The sequence below is a fragment of the Streptomyces sp. NPDC059398 genome (genome assembly GCF_042751845.1).
Lineage (GTDB): Bacteria > Actinomycetota > Actinomycetes > Streptomycetales > Streptomycetaceae > Streptomyces.
This window is the reverse complement of the sequence record NZ_JBHYWP010000035.1, coordinates 17227-32684: the sequence shown is the minus strand read 5'-3', so window position 1 is coordinate 32684 and position 15458 is coordinate 17227. Positions and strand designations below refer to the sequence as shown.

The window sequence follows — 15458 nt, the reverse complement described above, 5'->3', positions numbered from 1 at the left end:
ACGGGCAGACCCAGTGGATCGCGGGCACTTGGTGACGCTGCGAAATTGGCACAAGGCGATCCACCACAGAGCGGAGGACTCAGAGCATGGCCGGCGCGATGCGCAAGATGGCGGTCTACCTCGGCCTCGTGGAGGACGATGGGTACGACGGCCCGGGGTTCGACCCCGACGACGAGTTCGAACCCGAGCCCGAGCCCGAGAGGGACCGACGGCGACACCAACCTCCGCATCAGCCGCACCAGTCCCAGCAGGACGAACCGGTGCGAATGGTGCAACCGCCCGCTCAGCGCGAGCCTGTTGCGCTACCGGCGGAAAGCGGACGACCCGCCCGAATCGCCCCCGTGGCGTCCATCACACCTGAACGTCCGAGCATGGAGAAGAACGCCCCGGTGATCATGCCCAAGGTTGTGTCCGAGCGGGAGCCCTACCGCATCACCACGCTGCACCCCCGGACCTACAACGAGGCCCGTACCATCGGGGAACACTTCCGTGAGGGCACTCCGGTGATCATGAATCTGACCGAGATGGATGACACCGACGCGAAGCGACTTGTCGACTTTGCCGCAGGACTTGTCTTCGGTCTGCATGGCAGCATTGAGCGGGTGACGCAGAAGGTGTTCCTGTTGTCGCCTGCTAACGTCGATGTCACGGCGGAGGACAAGGCCCGTATCGCAGAGGGCGGTTTCTTCAACCAGAGCTGAGAGAGACACCGGGTACGACCCCGGCCGGGAGGCCGGAAGAACAAGAGCGTCAGGGGAGAGGGAAGCGTTAGATGGGCATCGCATTGGATGTGGTCTACATCGCGCTGATGTGTTTCCTCATCGTGCTGATCTTCCGGCTTGTCATGGACTACGTCTTCCAATTCGCCCGTTCATGGCAACCCGGCAAGGTGATGGTGGTCGTTCTGGAGGCCACTTACACTGTCACCGATCCACCGCTCAAGCTTCTGCGGCGGTTCATTCCGCCGCTGCGTCTCGGGGGCGTGGCGCTCGACCTGTCCTTCTTCGTTCTGATGATCATCGTCTACATCCTGATCAGCATTGTGAGCCGGGTGTGAACGATTCGGTCCTGCCGACTGCCGACGACTACGTAGAGGTGAAGAAGAGATGCCGCTGACCCCCGAGGACGTGCGGAACAAGCAGTTCACGACCGTCCGCCTCCGAGAAGGCTATGACGAGGACGAGGTCGATGCCTTCCTCGACGAGGTCGAAGCCGAACTGACGCGACTGCTCCGCGAGAACGAGGATCTGCGCGCCAAGCTGGCCGCCGCGACGCGTGCCGCCGCGCAGAATCAGCAGCAGGGCATGCGCAAGCCGCCCGAGCAGCAGGACGGCCGGGGCGGCGGTCCCAACGCTCCCGTGCCCGCCGCCATATCCGGTCCACCGCAGGGCCAGCAGCAGCCGCAGATGGGTCCGCCCCAACTGCCGGGCGGACAGCCCCAGCTGCCTGCAGGTCCTGGCGGTCACGGCCCCGGTCCCCAGGGTCAGCACGGCCCGGGTCCGCAAGGCCAGCACGGCCCCGGTCCCCAGGGCCAGCACGGTCCGGGTCCGCAGGGTCAGCACGGCCCGGGTCCCATGGGCCAGCAGGGCCCGATGGGCGGCCAGGGCCAGCTCGGCCCCGGCCCCATGGGGCAGCAGGGGCCGATGGGCCAGGGCCCGATGGGCCAGCAGGGTCCGATGGGCGGTCAGGGGCAACTCGCCCAGGGCCCCATGGGCGGTCCGATGGGCGGCCACGGCGGTCCCCCGCAGATGCAGCAGCAGGGCCCCGGCGGCGACAGCGCCGCCCGTGTGCTCTCGCTCGCGCAGCAGACGGCGGATCAGGCGATCGCGGAGGCCCGTTCCGAGGCCAACAAGATCGTCGGCGAGGCCCGGAGCCGTGCCGAGGGTCTGGAGCGGGACGCCCGCGCCAAGGCTGACGCACTGGAGCGGGACGCTCAGGAGAAGCACCGCGTGGCGATGGGCTCGCTGGAGTCGGCCCGCGCGACGCTGGAGCGCAAGGTCGAGGATCTGCGTGGCTTCGAGCGTGAGTACCGGACCCGTCTGAAGTCCTACCTGGAGAGCCAGCTGCGTCAGTTGGAGACCCAGGCGGACGACTCGCTGGCCCCGCCGCGGACCCCGGCGACCGCTTCGCTGCCGCCGTCGCCCTCGATGGCTTCGGCCGGTGCGGGCGCCATGGGGCACACCCAGCACGGCATGGGCGGTGGCAACCAGTCCATGGGCGGTCAGCCGTCGATGGGCGGTGGCCCCTCGTACGGTGGTCAGCAGCAGATGTCGCCTGCGATGACTCAGCCGATGGCGCCGGTGCGGCCGCAGGCTCCGCAGCCGATGCAGCAGGCGCCTTCGCCGATGCGCGGGTTCTTGATCGACGAGGATGACAACTGAGGTGAGTGCTCGTTGAGCGCTTGACGGTCGGTTGACTGAGGGCCGGGCCCCGGGGTTTCCCTGGGGCCCGGCCCTTTTGCGTGGGGTGTTCGGGTTGCGGTGCGGGTGTGTGGGGCACCTGGGGCGGGCCTGCTCCTCCCGCCCCAGCTACCCGCTGGGAGGTGCCGCCGGGAGGGGCTGGAGGGGAGCGCGAAAGCCGATGGGCCCGGCCGGAGTTCCGGCCGGGCCCAACGGGGCGGGTGGTGTTATGCCTCTGTCTTGTGGAGGTGGAACGTCAGCGCGAGGCCCTCGTCCGTGAAGGGCTCGCCGTACGCCTCTGTGTCCGGGCCGCCCTCCGCGTAGTCCAGGGCCAGGACCTCGTCCGCGATCAGGGCGGCGTGTTCGGCCAGGGCCTCCCTGGTCTCCGGGGTGGTGCTGGACCAGCGGACCGCGATGCGGTCGGCCACGTCCAGGCCGCTGTTCTTCCGGGCCTCCTGGATCAGGCGGATGGCATCACGTGCCAGCCCGGCCCTTCGCAGCTCCGGGGTGATCTCCAGGTCCAGGGCCACCGTCGCACCCGAGTCGGACGCCACCGACCAGCCCTCACGGGGGGTTTCGGTGATGATCACCTCGTCGGGTGCGAGGGTGACGGTCTCGCCGTCGACCGTCACGGACGCCGTGCCCTCGCGCAGTGCGAGCGAGAGGGCTGCCGCGTCCGCCCCGGCCACCGCCTTGGCCACGGCCTGGACCCCCTTGCCGAAACGCTTGCCCAGCGCGCGGAAGTTGGCCTTGGCCGTGGTGTCCACCAGGGAGCCGCCGACATCGGAGAGCGAGGCCAGCGAGGAGACGTTCAGCTCCTCGGTGATCTGGGCGCGGAGTTCGGGCGTCAGCGCGGCGAACCCGGACGCGGCGACCAGGGCGCGGGAGAGCGGCTGGCGGGTCTTGACGCCCGACTCGGCGCGGGTCGCGCGGCCCAGCTCCACCAGCCGGCGCACCAGCGCCATCTGCTGCGAGAGCTGCGGGTCGATCGCCGTCAGGTCGGCCTTCGGCCAGCTGGACAGGTGCACCGACTCCGGGGCGCCCGGGGTGACCGGGACGACCATGTCCTGCCAGACCCGCTCGGTGATGAACGGAGTGAGCGGCGCCATCAGTCCGGTGACCGTCTCGATCACCTCGTGCAGGGTGCGCAGCGCCGCCGCGTCGCCCTGCCAGAAGCGCCGGCGCGAGCGGCGTACGTACCAGTTGGACAGGTCGTCGACGAAGGCGGACAGGAGTTTGCCGGCCCGCTGGGTGTCGTACGCGTCGAGGGACTGGGTGACCTGGTCGACCAGCGCGTTGAGTTCGCTGAGCAGCCAGCGGTCCAGCACGGTGCGGTCCGCGGGCGCAGGGTCGGCCGCCGAGGGGGCCCAGCCGGACGTACGGGCGTACAGCGCCTGGAAGGCCACCGTGTTCCAGTACGTGAGGAGGGTCTTGCGGACCACCTCCTGGATCGTGCCGTGGCCGACCCGGCGGGCCGCCCAGGGGGAACCGCCCGCGGCCATGAACCAGCGCACGGCGTCCGCGCCGTGCTGGTCCATCAGCGGGATGGGCTGGAGGATGTTGCCCAGGTGCTTGGACATCTTCCGGCCGTCCTCGGCGAGGATGTGGCCCAGGCAGACGACGTTCTCGTAGCTCGACCTGTCGAAGACCAGCGTGCCGACCGCCATGAGCGTGTAGAACCACCCGCGCGTCTGGTCGATGGCCTCGGAGATGAACTGCGCCGGGTAGCGCCGCTCGAAGAGCTCCTTGTTCCGGTACGGGTAGCCGTACTGCGCGAACGGCATCGAGCCCGAGTCGTACCAGGCGTCGATGACCTCCGGGACCCGGGTGGCGGTCTTCTCGCACTGCGGGCACGGGAAGGTGACCGCGTCGATGTACGGGCGGTGCGGGTCCAGCTCCGACTGGTCGGTGCCGGTCAGGTCGGTCAGCTCGGCGCGTGAACCGATGACCGTGAGGTGGTCGTCCTCGCAGCGCCAGATCGGCAGCGGGGTGCCCCAGTAGCGGTTCCGGGAGAGCGCCCAGTCGACGTTGTTGTTCAGCCAGTCGCCGAAGCGGCCCTGCTTGACCGAGTCCGGGAACCAGTTGGTCTTCTCGTTCTCCCGGAGCATCGCGTCCTTGACCGCGGTGGTCCTGATGTACCAGGACGGCTGCGCGTAGTAGAGGAGCGCGGTGTGGCAGCGCCAGCAGTGCGGATAGCTGTGCTCGTACGGAACGTGGCGGAAGAGCACACCGCGGTCCTGGAGGTCGGCGACGAGGGTCTCGTCGGCCTTCTTGAAGAAGGCGCCGCCGACCAGCGGGAGGTCCTCGTCGAACGTGCCGTCCGGGCGGACCGGGTTGACGACCGGCAGGCCGTACTCCCGGCAGACCTTGAGGTCGTCCTCACCGAAGGCCGGGGACTGGTGGACGAGTCCGGTGCCGTCCTCCGTGGTGACGTACTCGGCGTTGACGACGTAGTGCGCATCGGCCGGGAATTCGAGCAGCGTGAACGGACGCTGGTAGGTCCAGCGCTCCATCTCGGCTCCGGTGAAGCGCTCGCCCGTGGTCTCCCAGCCCTCACCGAGTGCCTTGTCGAGCAGCGGCTCCGCGACGACCAGTTTCTCGTTGCCGTCGGTCGCGACGACGTAGCTGACGGCGGGGTGCGCGGCGACGGCCGTGTTGGAGACCAGCGTCCAGGGGGTGGTCGTCCAGACCAGCAGGGCGGCCTCGCCGGCCAGCGGCCCCGAGGTGAGCGGGAAGCGCACGAAGACGGAGGGGTCGACGACCGTCTCGTACCCCTGGGCCAGCTCGTGGTCCGAGAGGCCGGTGCCGCACCGCGGGCACCAGGGGGCGACGCGGTGGTCCTGGACCAGCAGGTCCTTGTTGAAGATCTCCTTCAGCGACCACCAGACGCTCTCCACGTAGGAGGGGTCCATCGTCCGGTACGCGTTCTCCAGGTCGACCCAGTAGCCCATCCGGGTGGTCAGCTCGGCGAAGGCGTCGGTGTGCCGGGTCACCGATGCGCGGCACTTGTCGTTGAAGGCGGCGATCCCGTACGCCTCGATGTCCTGCTTGCCGCTGAAGCCGAGTTCCTTCTCGACCGCCAGCTCGACGGGCAGGCCGTGGCAGTCCCAGCCGGCCTTGCGGGGCACGTGGTAGCCCTGCATCGTACGGAAGCGCGGGAAGACGTCCTTGAAGACACGGGCCTCGATGTGGTGGGCGCCGGGCATGCCGTTGGCGGTCGGCGGCCCTTCGTAGAACACCCACTCGGGACGTCCTTCGGACTGCTCCAGGCTCTTCGTGAAGACCTGTGCCTCGCGCCAGAAGTCCAGCACGGCGTGTTCAAGGGCGGGCAGGTCGACCTGGGCGGGCACCTGGCGGTACAGGGGCGGTGTCATCGAACTCCTCCAACGGACGTTTCTCTCTCCGTCGGAGGGACGAGAGCCAGTCGCTCCCGCGGTACCACCCTCCTTGGCCGCGGCTGTCGTGCCGTGGCCCCCTCATTGGGGTCGCGGTGCCGGTTCTACTCGCCCCGTCCACGGTGTCCGGGGGTTTCTTCCGACAGCTCGGGGTGATCTTCACGCCGTGCCTGCCTCCGGGCTCACACCGTCCCCGGATCGCTCGTGGCCGCCTGCGCCGCTACTCGTCCCGTCCATGCCTTCCGCTGCGGCCAGTGTACGGGCCCGGCAGGGCGCGCTCCGACCGGTTTTCCCGAGGGTGCCCCCGGCCGCCGCGGTGACCCGAATGGCCACACGGGACCCATCGGGAACAGCCGGACCCGCGGCCGGCGGATTACCGGGCGGGGAGCTGGGCACAACGCATGCAGGTCCGGCCTGCCCCGGACGTGAGGAGGGCTGAACCGGCGGCGTGCCCCGTTGCCGCGCGACTGGTGTCGATTTATCGTCCCAGCAGACTCGCGAGCAAGATCACAAAATGTGAAGGGGCCGCGGCCATGGTGGCGAAGAAGACCGCCGGATCGAGATCGGCGTCCGCAGATTCCACCGCGAAGAAGGCCGCGGCGGCGAAGAAGGCAGCAGCCAAGAAGGCGGCATCCAAGAAGGCCGAGAAGGCAGCAGCCGATGAGACCGCAGCCGATGAGACCGCAGCCGAGGAGACGGCCGCCGGAGAGGCCGGCCGGACGGCCGCGAAGAAGTCCGTGAAGAAGGCCACGAAGAAGACTGCGAAGAAGACTGCGAAGAAGACTGCGAAGAAGGCGGCTGCCAGGAAGACGGCCGCATCGAGTACGCCACCGGGCCACCGGGCGCCGGGCAGCACGGCCGCGACCGCGGCACAGGGGGCGGCCGAGGCCGCGGAAGAGACAGGAGCCGAAACGGTGGTTGCGAAGAAGAGTGCTGGAGGGGACGGGGCAGCGGGCGAGCGCGCCGTGTCCACGGCCCGGGTCGTCGCGCCCGCGGCCCCCGACGAGCTGCCCGTACGGCCCGGAGAGGACCCCTGGACTCCGGAGGAGGTCGCGGAGGCGCGGGCGGAGCTGCAGAGCGAGGATCTGCGGCTGGGGGCCGAGATCGCCGCGGCCGAGACGGCTCTCGCCGGTCTGATGCGGGACTCCGGCGACGGCGCGGGGGACGACCAGGCCGACACCGGCACCAAGAACATCACCCGGGAGAGCGAGCTGGCGCTCGCCGCCAACGCGCGCGAGATGCTGGAGCAGACCGAGCGGGCGCTGGAGCGGCTCGACGCGGGAACCTACGGGCTCTGCGAGAACTGCGGGAAGCCGATCGGCAAGGCGCGGATGCAGGCCTTCCCGCGCGCGACCCTCTGCGTCGAGTGCAAGCAGAAACAGGAGCGCAGGTACTGAGGGCTTCCGGGCGCGTGTGCCGTAGGTGTGTCGTACCCTCGTCCTCAGTCAGTACTGAGGCGAGGGAAACACGTGGCAGAGGCGGAGCGCATCATCGGTACGCCGGACGTTCCCGAGTCGGCGGGGGACGCACCGGAGCAGCCGTCCGCGGAGGAGACCACCGTGGTGGCCGCCCCCGAGGCTTCGGCCGCGGACGGGGAGAGCTCCGACGAGCGGCCCCGGGGCAGGCGCAGGCTCACGGTGCTCTTCGCCGTGGCCGTTCTCGCCTACCTGCTCGACCTGGTGAGCAAGATGGTCGTGGTGGCCAAGCTGGAGCACCACGCCCCGGTCAAGGTGATCGGCGATCTGCTCCAGTTCGACGCGATCCGGAACGCGGGCGCGGCCTTCGGGCTGGGGTCGGCGTACACCGTGATCTTCACCATGGTCGCGGCGTCCGTGATCGTGGTCATCGTCCGGCTGGCCAGGAAGCTCTACAGCGCGCCCTGGGCCGTCGCCCTCGGCCTGCTGCTCGGTGGGGCGCTGGGCAATCTCACCGACCGGATCTTCCGCGCACCCAGCGTCTTCCAGGGTGAGGTCGTCGACTTCATCAGGCCCGCGCACTTCGCGGTGTTCAACCTCGCCGACTCCGCGATCGTCTGCGGCGGCATCCTGATCGTGCTGCTCTCGTTCCGTGGCCTCGACCCCGACGGGACCGTCCACAAGGACTGACTGGCCGGTCCCGCAAGCCGGCGGAAGCGTCCCACGAGGCCGGCGGCCGGGAGGGTCCGGCGGGCAAGGCATACTCGACGGGTGAGCACCGTTCCCGAGATCCGCACCCTGCCCGTTCCCGACGGCCTGGAGGGCGAGCGCGTCGACGCCGCCATCTCCCGTATGTTCGGGTTTTCCCGTACCAAGGCGGCCGACCTCGCCGCCTCCGGAAAGGTGCAGGTCGACGGGTCGGTGGTCGGGAAGTCCGAGCGGGTCCACGGCGGCGCCTGGCTGGAGGTCGAGATGCCGGCGGCCGCGGCCCCCGTGCGGATCGTCGCCGAGCCCGTCGAGGGCATGGAGATCGTCCACGACGACGACGACATCGTGGTGATCCTGAAGCCCGTCGGTGTCGCCGCCCACCCCAGCCCCGGCTGGACCGGTACCACCGTCATCGGCGGTCTCGCGGCTGCCGGGTACCGCATCTCCACATCGGGTGCGGCCGAGCGCCAGGGCATCGTGCACCGGCTGGACGTGGGGACGTCCGGACTGATGGTGGTGGCCAAGTCGGAGCGCGCGTACACCCTGCTCAAGCAGCAGTTCCGGGAGCGCACGGTCGACAAGCGCTACCACGCGCTGGTGCAGGGACACCCGGATCCGATGAGCGGGACGATCGACGCCCCCATCGGACGCCACCCCCAGCACGACTACAAGTGGGCTGTGACGGCCGAGGGCAAGCCGTCCGTCACGCACTACGACCTGATCGAGGCGTTCCGGGCGGCCTCGCTGCTCGACATCAAGCTGGAGACCGGTCGTACGCACCAGATCCGGGTGCACATGTCCGCCCACCGCCATCCTTGTGTGGGCGACATCACCTACGGCGCCGACCCGACCATGGCGAAGCGGCTCGGACTGACACGGCAGTGGCTGCACGCGATGAGCCTGGGCTTCGAGCACCCGTCGGACGGCCAGTGGGTCCAGTTCCGCAGCGAGTACCCGGAGGACCTGCGGAAGGCGCTGGAGGCGATCCGGGCGGAGAGCGAGCAGCGGTGACCACTGGGTACGAGGTGCGGGTGGTGGCCGACCCGGCCGGTCTCGACGCCTGCCTCGCCGTCCGCAGGGACGTCTTCGTGACCGAGCAGGGCGTGCCGCCCGAGCTGGAGTACGACGCGTACGACACCGACGCCGCCACGGTCCATGTGCTGGCCGCCGACGCGGAGGGTCCGCTGGGCACCGGGCGGCTGCTGCTGCCTGCCGCGGGCCCGGGGCGCGGTGTGGACGAGCCGGGCGTCGGCTCGCTCGGCCGGCTCGCCGTCGCCGCCGCCGCGCGGGGCAGGGGCGTCGGCGCCGCGCTGGTCCGGGCGATCGAGGACGCGGCCCGTGAGCACGGGCTGACCGCCGTCGATCTGCACGCGCAGACCCATGCTCTGGGTTTCTACGAGCGGCTGGGGTACGAGGTGTACGGCCCCGAGTTCCCGGACGCGGGCATCCCGCACCGGGCGATGCGCCGGACGGTCGGGGACGCGGCGCCCCGCTGAGGGGACGGGCCGCGCCCCTGACCGGATGTCAGGACCGGTGACGTGGCCGGCCGGTCAGTCCGGCAGCCCCCAGGGTTCGGCCGTCCCGTTCGCCGGTACGTCCCTGGGGCCCCGGGTCCCGTGGCCGCCGCGCGGGGTGACCACGGCCGCCGCACCGCGCGGCAGCCGTACCGCGATCCGGCCGGGACCCGTACCGCGCCAGGACAGCGGGCGCCCGTGGTCGTCCCGTACGTCCACCGCGCCGGAGATCCCGTGGTCGAGCGTGAGCGGTTCGCCCGCCTCGCTCCTGATCCGTATCCAGCGGGTGGCGCCGCCCGCCCGGTCCGCGTCCACGAGGAAGGCGCCCTCGGTACGCAGCGATGCGATCGACGCGTCCGCCCAGCGCTCCGACACCGAGGGGAAGACCTTCAGCACCCCGCCGTCGCCCTGCACCGCCATGTCCAGCATCGACTGGACGGCGGCCGGCGGGGATTCGAGCGCCAGGTTCTTGCCCTCGCGGTACATCGTGTTCGGCGTCAACTGGCAGTCGGCCACGGTGTTCCCGCCGGTGAAGAAGGCCAGCCGGTCCAGGGCCTTCTCCGGCTCGCCCGTCACGGAGTACATGGACGACAGGGTGGCGTAGCTGTAGCCGTGCCAGGCGCTCCGCATGCTCGTCCAGTGGTCCAGCGAGCGCCGTATCACGTCCCGGTCGGCCGGCCGGTCCCACTTCCGCTCGCGCAGCGGGTAGAGCCAGAGCAGATGGGAGTGGTGGCGGTGCGAGTCCGCCAGCGGGACGTCCTTGCCGATCATCACCCCGTCCGCCGGATCCTCCGCGTACGGGGTGAGCCTGGCCGCGATGTCCCGCCACTGCCGGGCCCTGGGGTCGTCCACGCGCAGCAGCCGGGCCGATTCGATGAGCGTACGGACGCCCCAGCGGATCAGCGAGAGGTCGTAGGTGCAGTCCGCCGCGTCGGCGTACTCGGGGGAGCGGGTGGTCAGCAGGTGCAGCCTGCCGTCGCCGCCCTCGTGCAGGAAGTGGGCGTAGAAGGCGATGGCCTTCGCGAGGATCGGATGGACCACGTCGCGCAGGGTGGCGAGGTCCATCGAGTGCCGGTAGGACAGCCAGACGTTGTGCAGGGCCCAGGTGAGATTGCCGAAGTTGTCGGAGATGCGGCTGGAGCCCGGGACTCCGACGTCGTAGGTGTCGCCCGCCCGCAGCTGCCAGTCGGACGGATGCCCGAGGGCGTAGCTCCGGCCGTCGCGGTAGGCGGTGGGCACGGAGGCCGAGAGGTTCTTCTCGAAGCGGCGGAACGCCTGGGTCACCGAGTCGAGTTCGGGGTGGTTGGTGCCGTTGACCGGCGCCATCCCGATCTGGACGTTGAGGTTCCACCACACCGCCGTCCAGCTGTTCCCGACCTCCGGGTACCAGGGCCCCCACTCGGACATCGTCGGGCCGTCGGCGCGGGTGGCCGAGGCCAGTTTGTAGAGCTGGAGGATGAAGAAGGTCTGGAGCCGCTTGTCCGGTACGGAGAGGAAGCTGCGCCGGTAGTAGGCGTGCCACCACGCCCGGTGCCGGGCGACCAGCCGGTCGGGGCCGGTGGCCAGGGCGCGGTCCACCGCCCGTACGGCGTCCGCGGTCGCCTGCCGTACATCGCCGGGGAAGAGGTGGACGAGTTGTGCTGCCAGCAGCCGTCCGGTGCCCTCGCGCTGCTCCCGCCAGGCCGTTGTCCAGCCGCCGCCCGCCAGCAGCGGCTGCTCCACGAAGCCCGCGCCGACCCGCGGATCCGGGTTGGGCGTGTAGTCGGCCGGTCTGTCGATGAGCCGGGTACTGGCGGCCTGGAGCCACTGGAAGGACCAGGCGGCGGAATCCTCGCCCGCGCTCGGCCGGGTCGAGACCAGCAGCGCGCCCGAATCGTTCTGTACGAGCGCGGAGAAGGTGAGGGAGCCGCGGGTGGTGGTAAGGGTGCCGCGCAGCTCCGCGTCGTAGGGGTCGAGCGTCCAGTCGACCGCGGTGATCTCCCCGGCCAGGGTGAGCGTGAAGTACCCGACGGGCAGCCGGGAGTAGCCCGTGCCGCCGCGCCACTGGCCGCGCTGGTCCTGCACCTGGCTGTGGCTGATCATCAGCTTCAGGGTGTTCGCGGCCGCGCCCTGGTAGAGCTGAGCGCCGAGGTAGCCGTTGGCGAGGAAGGGCGCGTCCTGCCAGCCGGTGGGCAGCCGCCGCCACTTCATGGCGGCCGCGCGGACCGTGCGTTCGTACACATCGGGGCGGTGGGCCGCGGGCCCGCCGTCGGCCGGGGCCGCCCAGGCGGTGCGGGACCCGGCCAGCCAGAGGGCGGCGGTCGCGCCCGCCGCCGTACCGGCGAAGTGTCTGCGGGAGAGCTCGTGCACGGTGGGTCTCCTGTTCCCCGCGGGGGCCGGGCCCGCGCGGTGTGCGGCGTACGGTGTCCGGCCAGGGGGCCGGTGCGGTGCGGGGCGCCCCGGGCGGGGCGTGGTGTGTCAGGAGGCGGGCAGCCCGCGGCAGGCGTCGGCCGGCGGGCCCATGCCGTGGTCGGGGCCGGCGCCGTACAGCTCGGCCGGCGGTTTCGGCGCCACGATGATGCCGGTGAAGAAGGACGAGCCGGTCCCCGCCGCGTGCGGGCGGCGGATGTGCTGGTCGATCCCCCGGGCGTTCTCCTCGGCCCGGGCACGGTCCTCGGAACCCGCCGGAAAGATCCGATCGCCGACGCTGTCGAAGGTGACTCCGGTGTGCGGCGGGCGGAAGTCGTCGATGACCTGGCCGTCCTATCCGTACGAGGCCGGGGTGCGCGGGTCGTTGCAGCGGGACTCGGTCATCGGCTCGCCGGGGTTCGCCCGGACCATGTCGGTGAGGAAGAGCAGCCGCCTGCCGGGGGAGTGGTCGTACGGCCGGGCCGGTGCGCGGAGGGCATAGGAGCTCCAGTCAGGTATGTGTCGGCAGTTCTCGTTCCTGAATCCATGCACCCTGCATAGTGCCCGCGCCCGCACCGGACCGGAAGACCTCGCGCACCATAGACATCGGATGAAAGCGGAGGTGTGACGCGAGCCGAGCCGGAACGGGCGGGGCTATTGGGCCGGTACGCGCCCCTTGCATGGCACGCTTGGGCCACTGATCGTCAAGGTTTCGGCAGTGATGCCGACGGAGATTCCGACAGCCCCGGAGGGCACCCCGTGGACCAATTGGCACTGCTGCTCCTGCTGTTGATCGGAGCGGTGGTCTCCGTACCGATCGGCGAGCGGCTCGGGCTGCCCGCGCCGGTCCTGATGACGCTCGGCGGAATCTGCCTCGCCCTGCTGCCCTTCGTGCCCAATGTCGACATCCCCTCGGACTTCATCCTTCCGCTGGTACTGCCGCCCCTGCTGTACGCGGCCGTACAGCGCACCTCGTGGCGGCAGTTCACGGCCAACTTCCGGCCGATCCTGCTGCTCGCCGTGGCACTGGTCTTCGTGACGACGGCCGCGGTGGCCGCCGTCACGAGCGCGATCGTGCCGGGCCTGCCGATCGCGGCCGCGGTCGCGCTGGGTGCGCTGGTGGCGCCGCCCGACCCGGTGGCGGCGACCGCGGTGGCGGGCGCGCTCGGGCTGCCCCGCCGGCTGGTCTCGATCCTGGAGGGCGAAGGGCTGTTCAACGATGTGACGGCGATCGTGCTCTACCACGTGGCCATCGCCGCCGCCGTGACCGGGACGTTCTCCTGGCCGGTCGCGGCAGGGCAGTTGGTGCTCTCCGCGGTGGTGGCCGTGGTGGTGGGGATCGCACTCGGCTGGATCACCAACAAGCTGATGGGGCTGCTCGGCGACACCACCCTGCAGATCGGCCTCACCCTCCTGGTGCCCTTCCTCAGCTATGTGCTGGCCGAGGAGCTGATGGGCTCGGGCGTGCTGGCCGTGCTCACCTCCGCGCTGTTCCTCGCCGAACACACCGCCGATGCCGACGACGTACGCGGCCGGCTGGAGGGCAACGCCTTCTGGGAGATCGTCGACACCCTCGTCACCGGCGTGACCTTCGGCCTCATCGGCCTTGAACTGCATGTGGTCTTCGGCACCGCGGGAGGGCATCTGGCCGAGATGATCGGCTGGGGTGCGGCGGCCGTCGGCGTGGTGGTCGGACTGCGTCTGGCGTGGCTGCTGCCCGCCACCTGGCTGGCGAAGAAACTGCACACCCTGCGGGACTACGACGAGGACATCCCCACCAGCTGGCGCGAGACCATCGTCATGTGGTGGTCCGGGATGCGCGGCGTCGCATCGGTCGCACTGGCCCTCGCCATCCCGATGACCAAGGACGACGGCAGCCCCTTCCCGGCCCGCAGCGAAATGATCTTCATCGCCTTCGCGGTGGTCATGGTCACCCTGGTCTTCCAGGGGCTGACCCTGCCCTGGCTGGTGAAGAAACTGGGGGTCCGCGCGGACACCGGCGCCGAGCGCGAACTGGAACGGAGCCTGGCGGTACGGGCGGCCAAGGCCGCCAGACACCGGCTCAAGGAGATCCAGGGCGTCGAGGAGCTGCCCGAGGACGTCCAGGAGCGGCTGGCCCGCGGCGCGTTCGAGATCGGCGTCAGGATCAGCCCCGACATGGTCGACGAGGAGCGGCACGCCGCGTATCTGAAGCGGGCCGAGCGGGTCAGGACGGTCCAGCGGATCCAGCGGGAGATGATGTCGGCGGCCCGCCACGAGGTGCTCTCCGCGCGCAACGAACCCGGCGCGGACCCGGAGATCGTCGACCGGGTGCTGCGCCACCTCGACGTACGCAGCCTGCGGTAGCGCCGGTCCCTCTGTCCGATCTGTTCGCTCTGTCAGGAGCCGGCCGTATCTCCTTGGCCGCTGAGCCGCTGAGCCGCTGAGCCGCTGAGCCGCTGAGCCGCTGAGCCGCTGAGCCGCTGAGCCGCTGAGTCGCTGGGCCGCTCAGTCCCTCAGCCCCGGCCGGTCCTGGGGTTGGGGTCGTGCTTGACGGGGGCGGCGTCGTGCTTGAACAGGTCGGGGCCGCCCCAGCCGTTCTTCGACAGCTCGGCCGGCGCCGTGGAGATCCTCGGCAGGGCGTACGGATGCTCGTCGCGCAGCCAGGCGATCAGCTGCTCCCGTACCGCACACCGTACGGTCCAGATGTCGTCGGCGTCCCTCGCGGTGACCACGGCCCGTACCTGGATCGTGCTCGGAGAGGTGTCCGTGACCGCCAGCGACCAGTTCCTGCCGTCCCACGACGGGATCTCCCGCAGGATCTCCCGCAGCTTCTCGCGCATCTGCGGGACGGGCGTCGAGTGGTCCAGCTCGAAGAAGACCGTGCCGGACATCTGCGCACCGCCGCGCGACCAGTTCTCGAACGGCTTGCTGGTGAAGTACGAGACCGGCATGGTGATCCGGCGCTCGTCCCAGGTGCGTACCGCGAGGAAGGTCAGCGTGATCTCCTCGATGGTGCCCCACTCGCCGTCCACGACCACCGTGTCCCCGATGCGGACCATGTCGCCGAAGGCGATCTGCAGCCCGGCGAACAGGTTGCCCAGCGTGGACTGCGCGGCCACACCGGCGACGATGCCGAGGAGTCCGGCCGAGGCCAGCAGGGAGGTCCCGGCCGTGCGCATCGCGGGGAAGGTGAGCAGCATCGCGGCGGCGGCCACCGTCGCGACGATCGCGGTCACCACCCGCTGGATGAGGGTGACCTGGGTACGGACCCGGCGGAGCCTGGCCGGATCGCGGGTGGTGGCCGCGTAGCGGGCGTACGAGGAGTCGACGATCGCCGTCGCGATCCGCAGCGCCAGCCAGGCCGTGGACCCGATCAGCACCAGGCTGAGGATCTGCCCGATCCCGGTGGCGTGGTGCTCGACCGCCTTCAGCCGCACCTCGTGGTAACTGCCCCGCAGCAACGCCGTGATCAGCACCGACTGGAGCGGCACCCGGCAGCGCCGCAGCAGGCCCCAGAGCGGGGTCTCGTGGTGGCGGGCGTCCGTTCTCCTCAGCGCGCGGTCGACCAGCCAGCCCACCGCGAGGGTCAGCACCACCGAGCCGCCGATGACGATCAGCGGTCGCACGACGGTCTCCATGCCTCCTGCCGCAGCTGGC

12 protein-coding genes are annotated in these 15458 nt (G+C 70.7%); 9 read left to right on the top strand and 3 right to left on the bottom strand.

Annotation, left to right across the window (positions count from 1 at the left end):
• The first annotated feature begins 86 nt into the window (after positions 1-86).
• From ACFXBC_RS15350 to ACFXBC_RS15340, 3 genes are all read left to right on the top strand, one after another.
• Positions 87-701 carry a cell division protein SepF gene (locus ACFXBC_RS15350; RefSeq protein ID WP_385023670.1) on the top strand — a complete coding sequence of 205 codons (615 nt, stop codon included), beginning with the start codon at positions 87-89 and terminating at the stop codon, positions 699-701.
• Positions 702-772: 71 nt separating this feature from the next.
• Complete coding sequence (locus tag ACFXBC_RS15345; protein WP_385023668.1) at positions 773-1057, top strand: YggT family protein; 285 nt, start codon at positions 773-775, stop codon at positions 1055-1057.
• Between the two features lie 49 nt (positions 1058-1106).
• On the top strand, positions 1107-2381 hold the full coding sequence (locus ACFXBC_RS15340) for a DivIVA domain-containing protein (protein WP_385023666.1): 1275 nt from the start codon (positions 1107-1109) through the stop codon (positions 2379-2381).
• 245 nt (positions 2382-2626) lie between these two features.
• On the opposite strand, the gene ileS is transcribed toward ACFXBC_RS15340, so the two are convergent.
• Positions 2627-5773, bottom strand: a complete 3147-nt coding sequence (gene ileS / locus ACFXBC_RS15335) for an isoleucine--tRNA ligase (protein WP_385023664.1) — start codon at positions 5771-5773, stop codon at positions 2627-2629.
• Positions 5774-6327: 554 nt separating this feature from the next.
• Here ileS and ACFXBC_RS15330 point away from each other — a divergent pair.
• From ACFXBC_RS15330 to ACFXBC_RS15315, 4 genes are all read left to right on the top strand, one after another.
• Complete coding sequence (locus tag ACFXBC_RS15330) at positions 6328-7191, top strand: TraR/DksA family transcriptional regulator (protein WP_385023662.1); 864 nt, start codon at positions 6328-6330, stop codon at positions 7189-7191.
• A 72-nt stretch (positions 7192-7263) separates the two neighbouring features.
• Positions 7264-7899 carry a signal peptidase II gene (lspA, locus tag ACFXBC_RS15325; RefSeq protein WP_385023660.1) on the top strand — a complete coding sequence of 212 codons (636 nt, stop codon included), beginning with the start codon at positions 7264-7266 and terminating at the stop codon, positions 7897-7899.
• A gap of 81 nt (positions 7900-7980) precedes the next feature.
• Positions 7981-8928: an RluA family pseudouridine synthase gene (locus tag ACFXBC_RS15320; RefSeq protein WP_385023658.1), complete on the top strand. Its 948-nt coding sequence runs from the start codon at positions 7981-7983 to the stop codon at positions 8926-8928.
• Complete coding sequence (locus ACFXBC_RS15315; protein WP_385023656.1) at positions 8925-9413, top strand: GNAT family N-acetyltransferase; 489 nt, start codon at positions 8925-8927, stop codon at positions 9411-9413. Before ACFXBC_RS15320 ends, ACFXBC_RS15315 begins: the two co-directional genes overlap by 4 nt.
• Before the next feature lie 54 nt (positions 9414-9467).
• On the opposite strand, the gene ACFXBC_RS15310 is transcribed toward ACFXBC_RS15315, so the two are convergent.
• Positions 9468-11780: a hypothetical protein gene (locus ACFXBC_RS15310; protein WP_385023654.1), complete on the bottom strand. Its 2313-nt coding sequence runs from the start codon at positions 11778-11780 to the stop codon at positions 9468-9470.
• 214 nt (positions 11781-11994) lie between these two features.
• On the opposite strand from ACFXBC_RS15310, the gene ACFXBC_RS15305 reads away from it, so the two are divergent.
• Together ACFXBC_RS15305 and ACFXBC_RS15300 are read left to right on the top strand one after the other, a co-directional pair.
• Positions 11995-12321: a hypothetical protein gene (locus ACFXBC_RS15305; RefSeq protein WP_385023652.1), complete on the top strand. Its 327-nt coding sequence runs from the start codon at positions 11995-11997 to the stop codon at positions 12319-12321.
• Positions 12322-12578: 257 nt separating this feature from the next.
• On the top strand, positions 12579-14165 hold the full coding sequence (locus ACFXBC_RS15300) for a Na+/H+ antiporter (RefSeq protein ID WP_385023650.1): 1587 nt from the start codon (positions 12579-12581) through the stop codon (positions 14163-14165).
• Between the two features lie 149 nt (positions 14166-14314).
• On the opposite strand, the gene ACFXBC_RS15295 is transcribed toward ACFXBC_RS15300, so the two are convergent.
• Complete coding sequence (locus tag ACFXBC_RS15295) at positions 14315-15439, bottom strand: mechanosensitive ion channel family protein (protein ID WP_385023648.1); 1125 nt, start codon at positions 15437-15439, stop codon at positions 14315-14317.
• Positions 15440-15458 lie beyond the last annotated feature (19 nt).

What these genes read in the sequence shown, in the direction of transcription:
- ACFXBC_RS15345 (WP_385023668.1), top strand. Translation starts at nt 773, where the DNA reads ATGGGCATCGCATTGGATGTGGTCTACATCGCGCTGATGTGTTTCCTC.
- ACFXBC_RS15295 (WP_385023648.1), bottom strand. Translation starts at nt 15,439, where the DNA reads ATGGAGACCGTCGTGCGACCGCTGATCGTCATCGGCGGCTCGGTGGTG.
- ileS (WP_385023664.1), bottom strand. Translation starts at nt 5,773, where the DNA reads ATGACACCGCCCCTGTACCGCCAGGTGCCCGCCCAGGTCGACCTGCCC.
- ACFXBC_RS15330 (WP_385023662.1), top strand. Translation starts at nt 6,328, where the DNA reads ATGGTGGCGAAGAAGACCGCCGGATCGAGATCGGCGTCCGCAGATTCC.
- ACFXBC_RS15340 (WP_385023666.1), top strand. Translation starts at nt 1,107, where the DNA reads ATGCCGCTGACCCCCGAGGACGTGCGGAACAAGCAGTTCACGACCGTC.
- ACFXBC_RS15350 (WP_385023670.1), top strand. Translation starts at nt 87, where the DNA reads ATGGCCGGCGCGATGCGCAAGATGGCGGTCTACCTCGGCCTCGTGGAG.